At 41.3% G+C, this 18,534-nt stretch carries 13 protein-coding genes; 8 read left to right on the top strand and 5 right to left on the bottom strand.

Annotated elements, in window-relative coordinates:
• Positions 1-9: 9 nt before the first annotated feature.
• The gene (locus tag IQ237_RS18135) at positions 10-729 is read right to left on the bottom strand and encodes a hypothetical protein (protein ID WP_194057628.1); all 720 of its coding nucleotides are present in this window, start codon (positions 727-729) and stop codon (positions 10-12) included.
• Between the two features lie 165 nt (positions 730-894).
• On the opposite strand from IQ237_RS18135, the gene crtD reads away from it, so the two are divergent.
• From crtD to IQ237_RS18120, 3 genes are read left to right on the top strand one after another with little or no spacing between them, the layout of a single operon-like run.
• A complete protein-coding gene (gene crtD, locus IQ237_RS18130; RefSeq protein WP_194057626.1) occupies positions 895-2,409 on the top strand; it encodes a C-3',4' desaturase CrtD in 1,515 nt (504 codons plus the stop codon).
• 11 nt (positions 2,410-2,420) lie between these two features.
• Complete coding sequence (locus tag IQ237_RS18125; RefSeq protein ID WP_194057624.1) at positions 2,421-2,660, top strand: type II toxin-antitoxin system HicB family antitoxin; 240 nt, start codon at positions 2,421-2,423, stop codon at positions 2,658-2,660.
• A gap of 3 nt (positions 2,661-2,663) precedes the next feature.
• Positions 2,664-2,885 (top strand): type II toxin-antitoxin system HicA family toxin, encoded by a 222-nt coding sequence (locus tag IQ237_RS18120; RefSeq protein WP_194057622.1) that lies wholly within the window; start codon positions 2,664-2,666, stop codon positions 2,883-2,885.
• A gap of 402 nt (positions 2,886-3,287) precedes the next feature.
• Here IQ237_RS18120 and IQ237_RS18115 read toward each other — a convergent pair whose 3' ends face one another.
• Entirely contained in the window at positions 3,288-5,390 is a 2,103-nt protein-coding gene (locus IQ237_RS18115) for a chromosome segregation ATPase (RefSeq protein ID WP_194057621.1), read from the bottom strand.
• 451 nt (positions 5,391-5,841) lie between these two features.
• Positions 5,842-6,747: an Hsp33 family molecular chaperone HslO gene (hslO, locus tag IQ237_RS18110; protein WP_194057619.1), complete on the bottom strand. Its 906-nt coding sequence runs from the start codon at positions 6,745-6,747 to the stop codon at positions 5,842-5,844.
• Positions 6,748-6,928: 181 nt separating this feature from the next.
• Between hslO and IQ237_RS18105 the strand changes: the two genes are divergently transcribed.
• Positions 6,929-7,315 carry a hypothetical protein gene (locus IQ237_RS18105; protein ID WP_194057617.1) on the top strand — a complete coding sequence of 129 codons (387 nt, stop codon included), beginning with the start codon at positions 6,929-6,931 and terminating at the stop codon, positions 7,313-7,315.
• Between the two features lie 986 nt (positions 7,316-8,301).
• Here IQ237_RS18105 and IQ237_RS18100 read toward each other — a convergent pair.
• Both IQ237_RS18100 and hisD read right to left on the bottom strand, forming a co-directional pair.
• Positions 8,302-8,730, bottom strand: coding sequence for a universal stress protein (locus IQ237_RS18100; protein WP_194057615.1), 429 nt, complete (start codon positions 8,728-8,730; stop codon positions 8,302-8,304).
• A gap of 357 nt (positions 8,731-9,087) precedes the next feature.
• On the bottom strand, positions 9,088-10,389 hold the full coding sequence (gene hisD / locus IQ237_RS18095; RefSeq protein ID WP_194057613.1) for a histidinol dehydrogenase: 1,302 nt from the start codon (positions 10,387-10,389) through the stop codon (positions 9,088-9,090).
• A gap of 683 nt (positions 10,390-11,072) precedes the next feature.
• On the opposite strand from hisD, the gene rpsT reads away from it, so the two are divergent.
• From rpsT to IQ237_RS18070, 4 genes are all read left to right on the top strand, one after another.
• Positions 11,073-11,366: a 30S ribosomal protein S20 gene (gene rpsT / locus IQ237_RS18090; protein WP_096566773.1), complete on the top strand. Its 294-nt coding sequence runs from the start codon at positions 11,073-11,075 to the stop codon at positions 11,364-11,366.
• A gap of 82 nt (positions 11,367-11,448) precedes the next feature.
• Positions 11,449-12,237: a TatD family hydrolase gene (locus tag IQ237_RS18085; RefSeq protein ID WP_194057678.1), complete on the top strand. Its 789-nt coding sequence runs from the start codon at positions 11,449-11,451 to the stop codon at positions 12,235-12,237.
• 825 nt (positions 12,238-13,062) lie between these two features.
• The gene (gene rpoB, locus IQ237_RS18080) at positions 13,063-16,398 is read left to right on the top strand and encodes a DNA-directed RNA polymerase subunit beta (RefSeq protein WP_194057611.1); all 3,336 of its coding nucleotides are present in this window, start codon (positions 13,063-13,065) and stop codon (positions 16,396-16,398) included.
• 150 nt (positions 16,399-16,548) lie between these two features.
• Positions 16,549-18,426, top strand: coding sequence for a DNA-directed RNA polymerase subunit gamma (locus tag IQ237_RS18070; RefSeq protein ID WP_194057676.1), 1,878 nt, complete (start codon positions 16,549-16,551; stop codon positions 18,424-18,426).
• The last annotated feature ends 108 nt before the right edge of the window (positions 18,427-18,534 follow it).

Genomic DNA, 18,534 nt, shown 5'->3' with positions numbered 1-18,534 from the left:
AATATATTATCAGCTGTTCACCGTTGTTGGAAAAACAGAAATGTTTTTTGGAGCTTCAGAAGAAGTTAAAAAATTCTCTACTAACAATTTTTGGAAAGTACCTACTGAAACTTGCCAATTTTGAATTATTTGCTGCAAATCTTGTAATTTTTCAACTGGAGTATTTCCTACTAAAGAATAGTTGAAGTTACCAGAAAATAAAATTGCTGCTGCTACTTTATCAGGAAACTGCACATTTGCTTGGTTAATACTTAAATTCAGTATTCCTCTTTTTAAAGGATAACTTAACTGCAAGGACGCATTCACTTTTGCACTTTCAAATTCTTGCCATGAACCAGGTGCTAAAAGTTTACCATGAATGTATTGATAGGCTTCTGCATCGGAGTTAAAAATCACAAAGCCTCTGGGGTTAATTCCTACTCGTTCATACTCAACTTGCGAGAGTTTTTCTAATAACTGATGAGTAATTTTAGCAACTTGAATTTCTGCTGCTGGTTTTGTACCTGTAGCCTCTACTACGGTTATACTATTAGGCTGGGCAACTATTCCTACTCCTGTATTGAAGAATATCTGCACTAAATTATTAGCATAAACTGGTTGTCTGGCTAATTCCCATTCTGCGGGAACAATGCCAGTATATTTCAAAAAGTCAGCGTTGATGACGTTGGGATTGAGATTTTTAGCGTTGATGGCGATCGCCAATTCTTGAATTTCAAAATTTTTACTCATGTTTAATTTTGTCTATTATTATCGCAGCAGAAATACTGTATCACAAAGTCATAGGTGATAGGTAATAGGTGATAGGTGACAGAAATAAATCCCGCATCACCTGATTTAATTGAAAATTATGTAAAATTATGAGTAGTAATATTAAGAATTGTAAAACGGGTATTCATGCCTAGCTTATCCCTCAACAAAAACCAATCCCGTGTGATCGTCGTCGGTGCGGGTATCGGTGGACTAACCACCGCAGCATTATTAGCGCACAGAGGTTATAGCGTTTTAACCCTCGATCAAGCTTTAGTTCCCGGTGGTTGTGCTTCCACCTTTAAACGTCAGGGTTTTACCTTTGATGTGGGTGCAACTCAAGTTGCAGGGTTAGAACCTGGGGGAATACATCATCGTATTTTCTCAGAATTGAAGATAGAATTACCAGCAGCTACGCCTTGCGATCCTGCTTGTGCGGTATTTTTACCAGGAGAAAATACACCTATTAATGTTTGGCGAGATCCTGAAAAATGGCAAGCAGAAAGACAAAAACAGTTTCCTGGAAGTGAACCTTTTTGGCAATTATTAGCGACTTTATTTAATGCTAGTTGGGAATTTCAAGGACGAGATCCGGTGTTACCACCGCGTAATTTATGGGATCTTTTACAGTTAACAAAAGCATTACGTCTCAATACATTAATTACTGCACCTTTCACTTTTATGACTGTTGGGGATGCTTTAAGATTATATGGTTTAGGAAATGATCAAAGACTGCGGACATTTTTAGATTTACAACTAAAATTATATTCCCAAGTAAGTGCAGAAGAAACCGCTTTACTTTATGCAGCGACAGCATTGAGTGTATCCCAATCTCCCCAAGGATTATATCATTTACAAGGAAGTATGCAAGTATTGAGCGATCGCCTTGTAGAATCCTTAGAAAGAGACGGTGGTAAATTATTAATGCGTCACACCGTAGAAAAAATTAATGTAGAAAATGGTCAAGCTAACGGTGTAGTAATTAGAAATCAAAAAACCGGAGAAGTTTGGACAGAAAAAGCAGATCATGTAATTGCTAACGTCACTGTACAAGACTTAGTAAGATTATTAGGAGAAAAAGCACCATCAGGATATAAACACAGAGTAGAAAAATTACCCCCAGCTTCTGGTGCATTTGTGGTTTATATCGGTGTTGATAAAAGTGCAATTCCTTATGATTGTCCGCCCCATTTACAATTCATGTATGATATTAATGGACCAATTGGGGAAAATAACTCCTTGTTTGTCTCTGTTAGTCATGAAGGAGATGGCCGCGCACCAACAGGAAAAGCGACAATTATTGCTTCTTCATTTGTTGATTTTACCCAATGGTACAATACAGAAAACTATCAAGAATTAAAAGAGAAATTCACCCAAGATGCAATTTCTAAACTTTCCCAATATTTCTATTTAAAACCAGAAACCATCATTTATGTAGAAGCTGCCACACCTAAAACCTTTGCCCATTATACAGGGAGAGAAAAGGGAATTGTCGGGGGAATTGGACAAAGAATACCGACATTTGGACCCTTTGGTTTTGCTAACCGGACACCTATTAATAATTTGTGGTTAGTGGGTGACTCAACCCATCCAGGGGAAGGTACAGCAGGGGTGAGTTATTCTGCTTTAACAGTAGTTAGGCAAATTCAAGCTCAAAATTAATGGTGAAGTAAATGCAAACAATAATTAGACTAAAATTAGAAAAATTTATTGAAGGTGGTCAGGAATATTTTGTCGCCACCAGTGATGATTTACAGGGCTTAGTTGCAGAAGGAAAAACAGCAAAAGAAGCAATAGAAATTGCTGAAGATGTAGCCAAAGTATTATTAGAGTTGGAAAAAGAAAATAATCAAATTTTTCAACTTCAAGATTTGCCATCTCAATTTGAATATCCCCTAATTATTGAGGTATAATAGATGGGGAGATTAGCAGGTTTTTCTTATCGAGAAGTTACTCAGAAATTAGGAAAATTGGGTTTTCAATTTTATCGTTCAGCAAAAGGAGATCACGAAATCTGGTTTAACCCAGCAACCAATCAAAAAACAACCATTCCTCATCATCGAGAGATTAAGGAAGGAACTCTCAGAAATATCCTCAAACAAGCTCAAGTTGATGTTGATATTTTTCTTGATGTTTAGTTTCTGATACTATTGATGTGTGAGGTTGCATCAAATAATTTAAAATAACTTAAATTATTTCTTACTTTGTGTACTTTGCGTACTTTGCGGTTAAATCATCAAAAATTTTGGCAACTACACCAGGAAACGAGTAAACAAAAAAGGGACTAATTTGATACAGTCCCCAAGGGTAATCATGAAAATTTTATCATCATCAATTACCAATTACCAATTACCAATTACCAATTAGGGGTTGCTGAGAAAGTCTTTCCGTGAAGACAGGGAACAGGGAACAGTTTCAGCTATCTGTCATCCCCAAATTTTGGGATTTCTTGGTTTCAAAATGCACGGTTTTTTAGGTATACCCTTCAAAAGTCTTGCACTTTATTCAGCAAACCCCAATTACCAATTACCAATTACCCATTACAAACCATTACCAGTTGATGATGGAGATGATTGTATTTCCGGTGATGGTGTGGGTAATGACTCCAGCGATGATGTAGGTAATGTTGTAGGTGATGTCCGAGGAATGAGGAATTGTCTCCAAGTTCTAATTTGTAGTTGAGCATCTCTGTAAGCAGAACTACCACGAGGAATTAATCTTGCAGTTTCAATACTTCTAGGAATATCAAACTCGCTTTGAGAACGTGCCATTTGTAATATTTGCTGACTCCATTGATCAATAGCAACGTTGACATCCATGCGTAAAATGTTACGGTTGGAAACTCTATCAGCTATGCGGATGGCCTCAGCTAAAGCTTCAGGAGTGCCAGCAATAGCCACTTCTCTAGCTTTTTTCCAATTTTCTCTCGCCCTAATTTGTTCTTGCCAAGTCTCGACTGCTGTTTGTGCTTCACTAGCAAGCGCCCTGCCTGATGAAGCAATTTTTTGAGCTTCCCTAATAGCACTATTTAAATCACCACTTTCAGCAATAATTCTGGCTTGATCTAAATAAGGTTGATCTTGAATGCGTTGAATTTTCGCAGTCCAATTACTGATTTTTTTTCGTGATTCTGGATATAATGCACGACCAGAGCGAATTTGACTAGCTTCTGCGATCGCAGTTTGCAAGGAGTTAATATCCTCTAACAAAGCTATTTGATCAGCACGGTCTAAATAAGGTCTGTCTTCAATAGTTTCTACTTGGGACTGCCAACGATTCATCTCCTGTCTAGCTTCTGAAGCGCGGGGATTGCTACCAGGAATCTGTTGCACTTCAGATATTGCTGCCGTTAAATCGTTGATTGTACCTTGACTAGCCAGGGTTCGCGCTTTTTCTAATCGGGTAACATCTTCAATTTCCAATTGCCAACGAGAAATTAATTCTTGTGCTTTAATATACACTTCCCTAGAAGCATCAATTTGTTGAGCTTGGGAAATGGCGCTCTCTAAACCAGCAACCGTACCTATCCAAGCACTTCTTTGGGCTTCACCCAAAACAATAAAATCATCAATTTCTGTTTGCAATTCAGGAATAGGCGGAATTTTTCTGGCAATTTCTAATGCTGTATCCGCATCTTGCCTATCCATGCGAGATTGTGCCAATTTCAGTATCTTGCGCCCAAATTCAGGAATCAATTCCTGAGCTTTTTGATATACGTAACTCTCTGACTTAATCGACTCTACCAGCTTAATAGCTGCTAGAATATCATCCACTGAGCGACGTTTTGCTAAACCTTCAGCTTTGTCAAGTTTATCACCGTCTTCCCGTGCTGTAACAATGATGCGATTTAGTTCATCGTACTTGGTAGTTGACCAATATTGATTGTTAATGCGTAGCAATTTAGATGACAGCATAAAAGCTGACTGCCATCGTCTTTCTCCCAGTTCTTTTAACGTTTCGTCATAGATTTCTTCTGCCTTGGACCAGGTAGACTGCCATTTAGTAATTTGCTCTTCTACTATCTTCCGAGCTTCCAAGTCTTCAGGAACTTGCCTGGCAGTGGCGATCGCTTCTTCTAAATTCCCGGATTGGAAACTCTGGTCAGCCAGCTTTAAAATATCCCTTGACCATTCCTCCAACAAACCATTAATCTGTCCCCTGAGTGGGTGATTTTCTGGTAATTCTCTCACCAGTGCGATCGCTTGCAGTAAGTCGTTCACATTCTGCTTAGAAGCAGCCAGGGAAGCACAATGTAAACGTACAGAAGCACTAGCTAAAGGCCAAAAGATTTTTGGGCAATTTGGCGCTGATGGCAATTTTAGCAGCATTGACATTGATATAAACCCGATACCGCTAGGAATCAATGTTAATAAAATTGACCACATCACCCAGCTTTTCATCCAGCTTGGCAATTTTCCCCATCTTTTACCAGTATCAGACGATTCCTCTGAATAGTTTTCTATAGGTAATCCTTCTGTATTGTGATCTTGTTGCTGCATGACTGAATTCAAATTAGAACCAGTAGCTGGGACACCAGACGGTTGAGTTGTCCCGACTTCTGGAGTTCGGGATAATCTTGTATTGGGATCTGGTTTTCTGGCTCTGGCTGGAGACCAACTGTCTGAAATATCCCGATCTGTCATCTGCTATATAAAACCTAGACAAAGCTAGACTTTACTTTCTACTTCAACGGGAGCATGGGAGCGGTTATCCCTCAGTAGACTTACACGCCTTAGCCTGACGCGACTTTCTCAAATTAAGATTTGGAAACAGACTACCACTCTCAATGCTTGGTTTTCGCCTCGGTAATAGTCTTATTCAATACTTGATATCCTAGTATTATACATCAAGTTGGGATTTTTCTTGGCTAACTTATATCAATGTTTGTTAACATAAGTATAGTTTTGTCTATACAATTGTCAACTTAGGACAAGCTCTCACACCAAAGTAATTGAATAGCAGTTTTGATGAAACTGATTATTCCATTTTTGCCATAGTAACTTTCTTTCTCATCATTAAACAGCTATTTTTTTCATTTTTTATCTTCCTCCACAAATACCATTTATATGTTTGGGTTTTAGTAGTATTTCACACTTATTCTGAAACAGAAGTTTCCCTTTGTAAATCAACTATTAATTGTGCTAGATTATCACTATTTGCTTGATAAACATTGCCACAAAAATCACAAGTAGCTTCCGCGCCATCATCTTTGAGAATCATATCTTGCAGCTCTGCTGCTCCTAGTATCTTCAAAGCTCCCAACACCCGATCAAAAGAGCAACCACAATGGAAACGCAACATCTGACTTTCTGGAAAAATATTCAGTCCCATATCTCCCAGTAAATTATGAAAAATCTCTGTTAACGTCTTCCCAGCTTGCATCAACGGTGTAAACCCTGATAAAGCAGATACTCGTGATTCCAGGGTTGTCACTAAAGCTTCATCTCTAGCCGCTTTAGGCAATACTTGGATCAATATCCCTCCTGCCGCAGTCACTCCTTCTGCTCCTACAAACACACCCACAACCAAAGCCGAAGGAGTCTGTTCTGAATTTACCAGGTAATGAGCCACATCATCACCAATTTCTCCCGAAACCAGTTCTACTGTACTAGAGTAAGGATAGCCATAGCCGATATCTCGAACTACATAGAGATAACCACTACCTACAGCACCTCCTACATCTAACTTACCTTTAGCATTGGGAGGCAATTCTACAGATGGATTTCCTACATAGCCCCTGACTGTCCCATCTAACCCTGCATCTACCAGTATACCACCCAAAGGACCATCACCCCTGACCCGGACATTGACCCTAGAGCCTGGACGCTTCATACTAGAAGCCATCAACAAACCTGCTGACATTGTTCTTCCTAATGCTGCTGTAGCTACATAGGACAATTTATGGCGTACTCTTGCCTCCTCAGTTAAGCGTGTGGTAATTACACCCACTGCTCTAATACCCCCATCTGCTGCTGTAGCCCGTATTAATTTATCTGCCATGAAAAACCCTTACAATTCTTAACAAGATGACTTTATATATTGTAAGTTTTTCAGGGAACAGGTGACAGTTGACAGGTGACAGTGAATAAGCAGGGGAGCAGGGAGCAGGGAGCAGGGGGAAGTTAATAACCCAATCACCAATTACCAATTACCAATTACCAATTACCAATTACCAATCACCATGCTAGGTACTTTTCAACAAAGCCAACTGCGAATTGAAATTGAAGCATCCGCTGATGCTATTCACGATAGTATATTAATTCCTGCACAACTGGAAAAATGGCTACCAGGACAAAGTTTTTCTTCGGGAATGCCGGAAAAGTTAACTTCGGGTTTTGATTTTACTACTTCCACCGGACCTGTGAAAATTCATCATCATGTAGATGTAGCCAAAAATAATTGTTTGCGCTTGTTACTCAGTGGGGGTATTGATGGTTTTCATGAGTGGTACTGGGGGGAAGGTTGGGTACAGTCTCGGTTGGAAGGTGTGTCAATTTTACCTTTGAATTTGGGTCAGACTGTATCTTTACTGAGTTTGCGGGAGTTTTTGCGGGGTAAAAAGGGGTAATTCTCACGCAAAGGCGCAAAGTCGCAAAAGGTGAGTCATTTATCTGACTCCCTCTGTTAGAAATTACAATTAAAAGCAGATAATTTATTTTTGATAAATTTATTCACAATACATATCTATATATAGGCGATCGCTCTCTCTTGATTTTTATATAATTTTAAATTATCTAAAAGTTAAAATAGTTTAGTAGTTTCTAACTTTCAAAATTTCCTCCTTTATATTTTCTTAATAATTAATTGAGAATTATTTTTATTTACTAACGGTATTGCAATATTTTCAGGCTTCTGCTATGATTTAGGAGAATTTGTACTTTGCCTTATTCTGCCTATTTTTAAGAGGGCGTTTGCAGCAGGGAATTTCAAACCTTTACCCAGTAAGTATTTCAGAACTCGTAAAACTGAACATCTGCAAAAAATCTGAGCAAATTATCAAGATTTCCTGACAAGAGCATTGAGTATTTTTAATGTTGTTATTTGCTGGTTATAGTTTTGGGTATTGACAAATAAAATATTTTATGGTATGTAAGCTGTTTTAGGGAGAAGAGATAGGAAATATTAGAGTTTATTCAGTCAACCCTAATTTAACGCAGATGAACGCAGATAAACGCAGATAATTTTCCACTTCATAATACTAGGAAATGCTATGGTATATAGCAATCCTAAATCATTCTTGAGCAATTGGGCGAATATAATTCGCTACTACACAACCAAAGTCCACCGGAGTCAGCAACACCAAAAACTCTCTAAAACTCTCTTACCTTTGTGTCCTTTGCGTCCTTTGCGGTTCAATCATATCAGGACATTGGATCATTTTTACCGTTAGATCAAAATAAATTTACACATTTGGGATGTTCCCTAAACTGTAGATTTATGGGTATTTTTAGTCATCTTCAGATGACTTCTGCTATGAGACTGGGAATTCATTCCCAGTCGGGTTATGGATTTTAAGTTAAGATGAATTACGAATTACAAATTACAAATTACAAACTACTTCCCCGGTTTCACCACCAACACTGAACAATGCGCTTCTTCCATTACCTGAGTGCTAACCGAACCCTGAACAATTCTCTTCATCCCCGTTAACCCCCGACTACCAATAACCACCAGATCAGCTTTGTAAATATTGGCCAGTCTAATAATTTCCTCCGCAGGTTCACCAGTTACTAATTCTAACTCGCTTTGAACTGGTAATTTTTCCTGGTAGGATTGCAACTGCTTTTCTATCTGGAAATAAGACAACTTTGGTGAGTCTGGATGAGGACGATCAGCGGGTAATTCTATTTCTGCCTCTGGTGCGGGAAATACATGACAAAGAACAACTTTGGTGTTTGCAGACAGCACCAAATCACCTAAAGTTTCAATTACTCGTTCCGCAATTTCCGAACCATCTAGAGCTACTAAAATAGTTTTTAACACCGCTTTTGTCTCCTCAAAAGTAGACCCCTTAAATTATCAGATTTAAGCATTCAGCCGTCAGCCGTCAGCCGTCAGCAAGAAAGAAGAAAACCATCAATAATAGGCTGTAAATTACTCTCATTAACACTGATGTAATTTGACAAAACTGGAGCATCCTTGTTATTAACTCAGTTCCTCTCTGGATAATAGCTGATTACTGATAGCTGAATACTTACTATCACATTAAGAATTTTCTTGGTTTGAACACCAACAATTTTCTTAATGTGAACTTTAGTTTGCTAAAATTACAAACTTTCTATTTTTAATTATGGAGTAGCTGCTGTCAACCGCACTCAGTAAAAAAATAAGCGTTCTCAATTACTCTTCTTCCTGTACTCGCCTTCGTACTGAATCAGCATGAGAAGGCAAACCTTCAGCTTTCGCTAAAGTATCAATTGCACCGGCGACTTTCCCCAGTGCGGTTGGTGAGTATTGGATAATACTAGAGTGTTTAAGAAAAGTTTCTACACCCAAGGCAGAAGCATAACGAGCAGCACCGGAAGTAGGTAAGGTATGGTTTGGACCTGCTAAATAGTCACCTACAGCTTCTGGTGTGGAATTACCCAGGAAAATAGCCCCGGCATGACGAATGTGAGAAATTAAAGTCCAAGGATCTTTAACTTCCAATTCTAGGTGTTCAGGTGCAAATTCATTGGAAAATTCTGCCGCTGCTTCTAAAGATTCGACAACAACAATTAACCCATAGTGAGCGATCGCTTTTTCTGTGTCTATTCTTCTCGGATGATCTACCAGTTGTCTATCTACTGCTGCCTGGACTTTTTTTGCTAAACCCGCATCTGTGGTTAACAAAATCGCCGCCGCCATTGGATCATGTTCTGCCTGAGCTAACATATCCGCAGCAACATGGGCAGGATTGGCTGTTTCGTCGGCAATAATTAGCACTTCGCTCGGTCCTGCTAAGGAATCAATGCCCACAGTGCCGTAAACTAGCTTTTTGGCCAAGGTGACATAAATGTTACCTGGTCCGCTAATGACATTCACTTTAGGAATTGTTTCCGTACCGTAGGCTAAAGCAGCGATCGCCTGAGCGCCACCAATCCGATAAATTTCTTCGACTCCAGCTTCTTGGGCAGCCACCAAGACGGCTGGATTGATTGTTTTACCTGCTCCTGGTGGTGTTACCATCACTATACGCGGTACACCTGCCACCTTCGCTGGTATCGCATTCATTAGCACCGTACTGGGGTAAGAAGCTCGACCTCCAGGGACGTATAAACCTGCCCGATCTACAGGAGTATAGCGTTTACCCAGTACCACTTCATCATCGCCAAAGTGTACCCAGCTTTTTGGTACTCGCTGACGGTGAAACGCTTCAATTTGGCGACAAGCCAGCTTAATAGCTGCCAACAAATCCTTTGATACCTGTTGGTAAGCTGCATCCAGTTCTGAACCTGTCACCCTCAGTTCTTCTGGTTGCAAGGTTTGATGGTCAAATTCGGCTGTGTAGTGCAGTACAGCTTTGTCGCCTTGGCGCTTGACTGCTTGCAACACTTCACGTACCGTTGCTTCTTTGTGAAGCACCTGTTCATCCTGGGTGCGATCGCAGATACGTTGTAGTTCGGATATAACGTCTGCCTGCTGAGTAATAATTCGCAGCATGGAGTAAGGACAATGCCAAAATTAAAATTTTCTCGTTTGATCATTAGTCCGGCTTTTTACCCGTAGGATATCAAGCTTTTCCTAATTCTCTTCTCTAGCTTAACCTGCATTTTTTTACTACTCCCAGGATTGCTATAGATATTTTACTTGCATATTAAGAATTTAATGATTTTATACTCACTAAAAAGCAGGTTAGATGCTGGGAGTAGCTGCGTTAGCAATTTGGTTTATTTTATAGGTATCTTATTCTAACCTATTTCCTGAATATAAATCCAGGTCTATTATTTTCCTACTCGGAGGCAGGAGCTCAAGGAGTCAGGAGTCAGGATAAACAATCAATTTCCCGCTTATTATCTAGGATTTTTCCATCTATATCTCCTTATCTCGTTCCAATTCTCATTTTCTACCCTTTAAAACCATAACTGACAACTTACGTTACTACCTTACTTATCTAAACCATTGGATCTTAAATCGAACTTCGTCCCGCTACGCTAATGCTTTTGAAGGACAAAAATTTTGGTAGCGGGTATAAATCACCCTGACAAAAACGGACTCCTGACTCCTGCCCTAACATCCAACCGGAAAATTTTTCTATGAAATTATAACATTGGCAAATTTTGTGCTATATTAGTAAGTCTAGTAGTGTGTGTACATATTAATTAATAGTTTTTTTGGAACTGACTGTGGCGAATACAAAATCAGCACTTAAACGCGCCCAAATCGCAGAACGCAACCGACTGCGTAACAAAGCATATAAATCAGCCGTAAAAACGCTGATGAAGAAATATTTGGCTGCGGTAGAAGCCTATGCAGCTAATCCTACTCCTGAATCAAAACAGGTAGTAGATACTCGAATGTCAGAGGCTTACAGCAAAATTGACAAAGCTGTCAAGCGTGGTGTGCTGCATCCCAACAACGGAGCTAGGAAAAAATCAAGGTTAGCGCAAAAACTCAAACCACTGACACAAACAGCATAGAAGTCATTAGTCATTAGTCATTAGTCATGAGCTAAGAGATTAATGACTTAACCAAACCCCATCAATGACTCCTGACTCCATCATGCAATTAATAGACACCCACGTACATTTGAACTTTGACCTTTTTCAACCAGATTTAGCAGCAGTGCGATCGCGTTGGCAAAAAGCCGGAGTAGTGCGTTTAGTCCATTCCTGTGTTCACCCAGAAGAGTTTGCCAGCATTCAATCATTGGCACAGGAATTTCCCGAAATCAGCTTTGCAGTAGGTTTACATCCTCTAGATGCACATAAATGGCAGGAGCAGACAGCAGAGAAAATCAAAACTCTAGCTAGTTCGGATCCTCAAGTAGTAGCGATTGGGGAAATGGGGCTGGATTTTTACAAGGCCAATAACCAGGAACAACAGTACAAGGTATTTGAGGCACAGTTAGCGATCGCCGCAGAACTCAACCTACCAGTGATCATCCATTGTCGGGATGCCGCAGCACAGGTCAGAGAAATATTGCAAAAATGGCGGGAAAAACAAGGAGAAAAAGTACGGGGAGTAATGCACTGTTGGGGAGGAACACCAGAAGAAACTCAATGGTTTCTGGATTTGGGCTTTTACATCAGTTTCAGTGGTACTGTCACCTTTAAAAGCGCGAAAACAATCCAAGCATCAGCGGCTATGGTGAGTAGCGATCGCTTACTTATAGAAACAGATTGTCCATTTCTAGCACCCACACCCAAAAGAGGCGAAAAACGCAACGAACCAGCTTATGTAGGTTATGTAGCTGAACAAATAGCCAAAATTAGGGGAGAAACAGTAGAGGCGATCGCCCATCAAACCACTGAAAATGCTTGTAGGTTATTCGGACTGTCAATAACATAAAATTAGCTATCAGTCAGTCGCCAAAATTCAGAAAAACTGAAAACTGATAAAAAAACCAAAATTCAGACTTTCGGAGGACAAAACTGTGCTAATATTATTCCCTCCAAAACATTTTACTTGCGTCATAATGATAAAGGAAGGGAACTTTTAACTAGCTGCTGAAAATTACTGTTAAATGCTAGGTATAAAATATATCTAGTCAATTGCATAGTAGTGAATGTTGATCAACACAAAATTCAAGGACATCTAAAAATATCTCTACAAGCAGATGCTCTCAATAAATAACAAACCCTGGAAGCCTAGTTTGATATGGAATTGTACACAGCAGCGGATTTTTGTGTATTGAAATATAGAAAATTATTAAATTTTTAGACTTAAAAGCCTTGTGACAAAAAAACAGCAAAAGAAATCCATCCTGATTCCCAGCCAACACTCGCGGATTCTTCATTGTTTTTGGGTTCTTACTGTGAGTATAGATGAGGTCCCTAAAAGATACAACAGTATGGATGCGGAATTAATGAACAGGCTGTGTGAAAGAACTGGAGAGAGAAAAACCAAGAAAAATCAGCAAGATATAGACCATCTAGTCTTGTTTCAAGATTTAGCACACAGACTTTTTCCATCCTTACTGATACTCAGAGGCGCTTAACCACTTGTCAAAAACACCAATTACAGATTTAATGACTGCACAACAGTAAAGAGTTGGCAGCGTCAGGAGAAGTTACTCAACAACTTGCTCCCCACAAAGTGAGAGTCGGAACACCACAGCAGGGTTTCCCTGCTCGATCCAAGCGAAAGTTTAACCAGGTTGACAAAGGTAGAGGCATGACAAACGAAACATACATGGAACCAGCCTTTCTGTTGCCAGACTTGATTGAAATCCAGCGTTCAAGCTTTCGCTGGTTTTTAGAAGAAGGGCTAATAGAAGAGTTGAACTCCTTTAGTCCGATTACAGACTACACAGGAAAACTAGAACTGCACTTTATCGGACAGAACTATAAACTCAAAGAGCCTAAGTATAGCGTTGAAGAATCCAAACGTCGGGACAGCACCTATGCAGTACAAATGTATGTCCCTACCAGACTATTAAACAAAGAAACAGGTGATATTAAAGAACAAGAAGTATTTATAGGTGATTTGCCCTTAATGACAGATCGGGGAACGTTTATTATTAACGGAGCCGAGCGGGTTATAGTCAACCAAATCGTGCGATCGCCAGGAGTTTATTACAAATCAGAAATCGACAAAAACGGGAGAAGAACCTACTCTGCCAGTTTAATCCCCAATCGGGGGGCATGGCTGAAATTTGAAACAGACCGTAACGATTTAGTGTGGGTACGCATCGACAAAACCCGCAAACTATCGGCACAGGTACTGCTCAAAGCATTAGGATTATCAGACAACGAAATCTTTGATGCCCTACGCCACCCAGAATACTTCCAAAAAACCATAGAAAAAGAAGGGCAGTTTTCCGAAGAAGAAGCCCTGATGGAGTTGTACCGCAAACTGCGTCCCGGTGAACCACCCACAGTCCTAGGAGGACAACAACTCTTAGACTCCCGCTTCTTCGATCCGAAACGCTACGACTTAGGGCGAGTAGGTAGATATAAACTCAACAAAAAACTGCGCCTTTCCGTCCCCGACACATTGCGCGTACTTACCCCTGGGGACATCTTAGCCGCCGTCGATTACCTGATCAACCTAGAATATGACATTGGTAGCATTGACGACATTGATCATCTCGGAAATCGTCGAGTCAGAAGCGTGGGTGAACTCCTGCAAAACCAAGTCAGAGTAGGGTTGAACCGTTTAGAAAGAATTATTCGGGAACGGATGACAGTATCAGATGCCGAAGTTTTAACACCAGCATCCCTAGTTAACCCCAAACCCTTAGTAGCAGCAATCAAAGAATTTTTTGGTTCTAGCCAACTGAGTCAGTTCATGGATCAAACCAACCCCCTAGCGGAACTGACCCATAAACGCCGACTCAGTGCATTAGGTCCTGGTGGTTTAACCAGAGAAAGGGCGGGCTTTGCTGTGCGGGATATTCACCCCAGCCACTACGGACGTATCTGCCCCATTGAAACACCAGAAGGACCAAACGCCGGACTAATTGGTTCACTAGCTACCCATGCCCGTGTTAACCAATATGGATTTTTAGAAACACCATTTAGACCTGTAGAGAACGGACGAGTGTGCTATGAAAAAGCCGCCGTCTACATGACAGCAGACGAAGAAGACGATCTACGGGTAGCACCAGGAGACATACCTGTTGATGAAAATGGACACATCATTGGACCCCAAGTACCAGTACGCTATCGCCAAGAATTTTCCACCACCACGCCAGAACAAGTAGACTACGTAGCCGTTTCCCCAGTGCAGATTGTCTCCGTAGCTACCAGCATGATTCCCTTCTTGGAACATGACGACGCGAACCGGGCGTTGATGGGTTCTAATATGCAACGGCAAGCAGTACCCTTGCTGAAACCAGAGCGTCCTTTGGTGGGAACAGGTTTAGAAGCTCAAGCTGCTAGAGACTCAGGGATGGTGATAGTTTCTCGCACCGATGGCGATGTAGTGTATGCAGATGCTAACGAAATTCGCGTCAGAGTCAGAGAAAAAGCCTTGACCACTGGGGAAGAAACCAGCAGCGCCAAACCCCAAGAAATTAGATATGTGCTGTCTAAATATCAACGTTCTAACCAAGACACCTGTTTAAACCAAAAACCTCTAGTTCGCATTGGCGAGAAAGTGGTGGCGGGTCAGGTGTTGGCAGATGGGTCTTCTACCGAAGGGGGAGAACTGGCACTGGGACAAAACATTGTTGTTGCTTATATGCCTTGGGAGGGCTATAACTACGAAGATGCGATTTTGATTTCTGAACGGTTGGTACAGGATGATGTTTATACCTCTATTCACATTGAAAAATATGAAATTGAGGCCAGACAAACTAAACTTGGACCAGAGGAAATTACCAGAGAAATTCCCAATGTGGGGGAAGATGCTCTGCGGCAATTAGATGAACAGGGAATTATTAGAATTGGGGCTTGGGTAGAGTCTGGTGATATTCTAGTGGGAAAAGTTACCCCCAAAGGTGAGTCTGACCAACCACCAGAGGAAAAACTGCTCAGAGCCATATTTGGAGAAAAAGCCCGTGATGTGCGGGATAATTCCCTGCGTGTTCCCAATGGAGAAAAGGGACGGGTGGTAGATGTGCGTTTATTCACCAGAGAACAAGGTGATGAACTACCGCCGGGGGCGAATATGGTGGTGCGGGTGTATGTGGCACAAAAACGCAAAATCCAAGTTGGGGACAAAATGGCAGGAAGACATGGAAATAAAGGGATTATTTCTCGGATTCTGCCAGCGGAAGATATGCCTTACTTGCCTGATGGTTCACCGGTGGATATTGTGCTGAATCCTTTGGGTGTTCCTAGCCGGATGAATGTGGGACAGGTGTTTGAATGTTTGTTAGGTTGGGCTGGTCAAAACTTGGGAGTGCGGTTTAAGATTACTCCTTTTGATGAAATGTATGGGGAAGAATCTTCCCGCCGCATTGTCCATGGCAAGTTGCAAGAAGCTAGGGATGAAACCGGGAAAACTTGGGTATATAACCCTGATGACTCTGGGAAAATTATGGTTTATGACGGGCGTACTGGGGAACCCTTTGACCGTCCGGTGACGGTGGGTGTAGCCTATATGCTGAAATTGGTGCATTTGGTGGATGATAAGATTCACGCCCGGTCTACTGGTCCTTATTCTCTGGTGACACAACAGCCTTTGGGTGGTAAAGCGCAACAAGGTGGGCAAAGATTTGGAGAAATGGAAGTGTGGGCGCTGGAGGCTTTTGGTGCTGCTTATACTTTGCAGGAATTGTTAACAGTGAAATCTGATGATATGCAAGGTAGAAATGAGGCATTGAACGCCATTGTTAAGGGTAAAGCGATTCCCCGTCCGGGTACTCCTGAATCTTTCAAAGTGTTAATGCGAGAATTGCAATCTTTGGGTTTAGATATTGCAGTGCATAAAGTAGAAACCCAAGCAGATGGTAGTTCTTTGGATGTGGAAGTTGATTTGATGGCGGATCAAGGTTCTCGCCGGACTCCTCCCCGTCCTACTTATGAGTCACTTTCTCGTGAGTCTTTGGAAGAAGACGAGTAGGTAATGGGTAATGGGTAATGGGTAATGGGTAATGGGCAATCAATTTTTCCCAATTACCAATTACCTCTTCACCAATTACCAATCACCAATTACCAATTACCAATTACCAATTACCAATTACCAATTACCAATTTTTCATTTTTAATTGTTATGAGATCAATTCAATCTAATCAATTTGACTACGTAAAAATCGGCATAGCTTCACCAGAACGTATCCGTGTTTGGGGTGAGAGGACTTTACCTAATGGTCAGGTGGTGGGTGAGGTGACAAAACCGGAAACTATCAATTACCGGACTTTGAAGCCGGAAATGGATGGTTTGTTTTGTGAACGGATTTTTGGACCGGCGAAGGACTGGGAATGTCATTGTGGTAAGTATAAAAGAGTGCGTCACAGAGGAATTGTTTGTGAACGCTGTGGGGTGGAGGTAACAGAGTCACGGGTACGGCGGCACAGAATGGGTTTTATTAAACTGGCTGCTCCTGTCGCCCATGTGTGGTATCTGAAGGGGATTCCTAGTTATATTGCGATTTTGCTGGATATGCCGCTGCGGGATGTGGAGCAAATTGTTTATTTCAATTCTTATGTGGTGTTAGCTCCGGGTAATGCGGATACTCTCACTTATAAACAATTACTGACTGAGGATCAGTGGTTGGAAATTGAGGATGCGATTTATAGTGAAGATTCCCAACTGGTGGGAGTTGAGGTTGGCATTGGGGCGGAGGCGCTGCTGCGATTGTTGGCTGATATTAGCTTGGAGCAGGAAGCGGAAAATCTGCGGGAGGAAATTAATAATGCCAAGGGACAAAAGCGGGCGAAGTTAATTAAACGGCTGCGGGTAATTGATAATTTTATTGCTACCGGTTCTAAGCCAGAGTGGATGGTAATGTCGGCGATTCCGGTGATTCCTCCTGATTTGCGTCCGATGGTGCAGTTGGATGGAGGTAGATTTGCTACCAGTGATTTAAATGATTTATATCGGCGGGTGATTAATCGGAATAATCGCTTGGCGAGGTTACAGGAAATTCTTGCGCCGGAGATTATTGTCCGTAACGAGAAACGGATGTTGCAGGAAGCGGTGGATGCGTTGATTGATAATGGTCGCCGGGGACGGACTGTAGTGGGGGCTAATAACCGTCCGCTGAAGTCGCTTTCAGACATTATTGAAGGGAAGCAAGGACGTTTCCGGCAAAACTTGTTGGGTAAACGGGTGGATTATTCAGGGCGATCGGTAATTGTGGTGGGTCCCAAGTTGCAAATTCACCAATGTGGACTGCCCAGAGAGATGGCTATTGAATTGTTCCAGCCGTTTGTGATTAATCGGTTAATTCGTTCGGGGATGGTGAATAACATCAAGGCGGCGAAAAAGTTGATTTCTCGCAATGACCCCAGTGTGTGGGATGTGTTGGAAGAGGTGATTGAAGGGCATCCGGTAATGTTAAACCGAGCGCCCACATTGCACAGGTTAGGGATTCAAGCTTTTGAACCAATTTTAGTAGAAGGTAGAGCCATTCAACTGCATCCCTTGGTATGTCCGGCTTTTAACGCAGACTTTGACGGCGACCAAATGGCGGTTCACGTGCCTTTGTCTTTGGAAAGTCAAGCAGAAGCACGGTTATTAATGTTGGCTTCTAATAACATTCTTTCTCCGGCTACTGGTAAACCTATTGTCACTCCTAGTCAAGATATGGTGTTGGGAGCATATTACCTGACGGCAGAAAATCCTGGTGCTACTAAAGGTAAGGATAGTTTCTTTGCTTCCTTGGATGATGTGATTATGGCGTATCAGCAGGATCAGGTAGATTTACATTCCTATATTTACGTGCGGTTTGATGGAGAGATGGAAACTGGACAGCCGGATAATGAACCCCAGGAGGTTGTGGAAAATGAAGATGGCAGCCGGACTTTGTTGTATAAGTTCCGTCGTGTGCGTGAGGATGCCCAAGGAAATTTAATTTCTCAATATATTTACACTACTCCTGGACGGGTGATTTATAACAAGGCGATTCAGGAAGCGTTAGACAATTGATAATTGACAATTGACAATTGAGGTGATTGGTGATTCAATTTTGGATTTTGGATTTTGGATTTTGGATTGTTTTTGTCAATTCCAATCTAAAATCTAAAATCTAAAATT

The sequence above is a fragment of the Sphaerospermopsis sp. LEGE 08334 genome (assembly GCF_015207205.1).
Lineage (GTDB): Bacteria > Cyanobacteriota > Cyanobacteriia > Cyanobacteriales > Nostocaceae > Sphaerospermopsis.
This window is presented reverse-complemented; position numbering and strand designations above follow the sequence as displayed.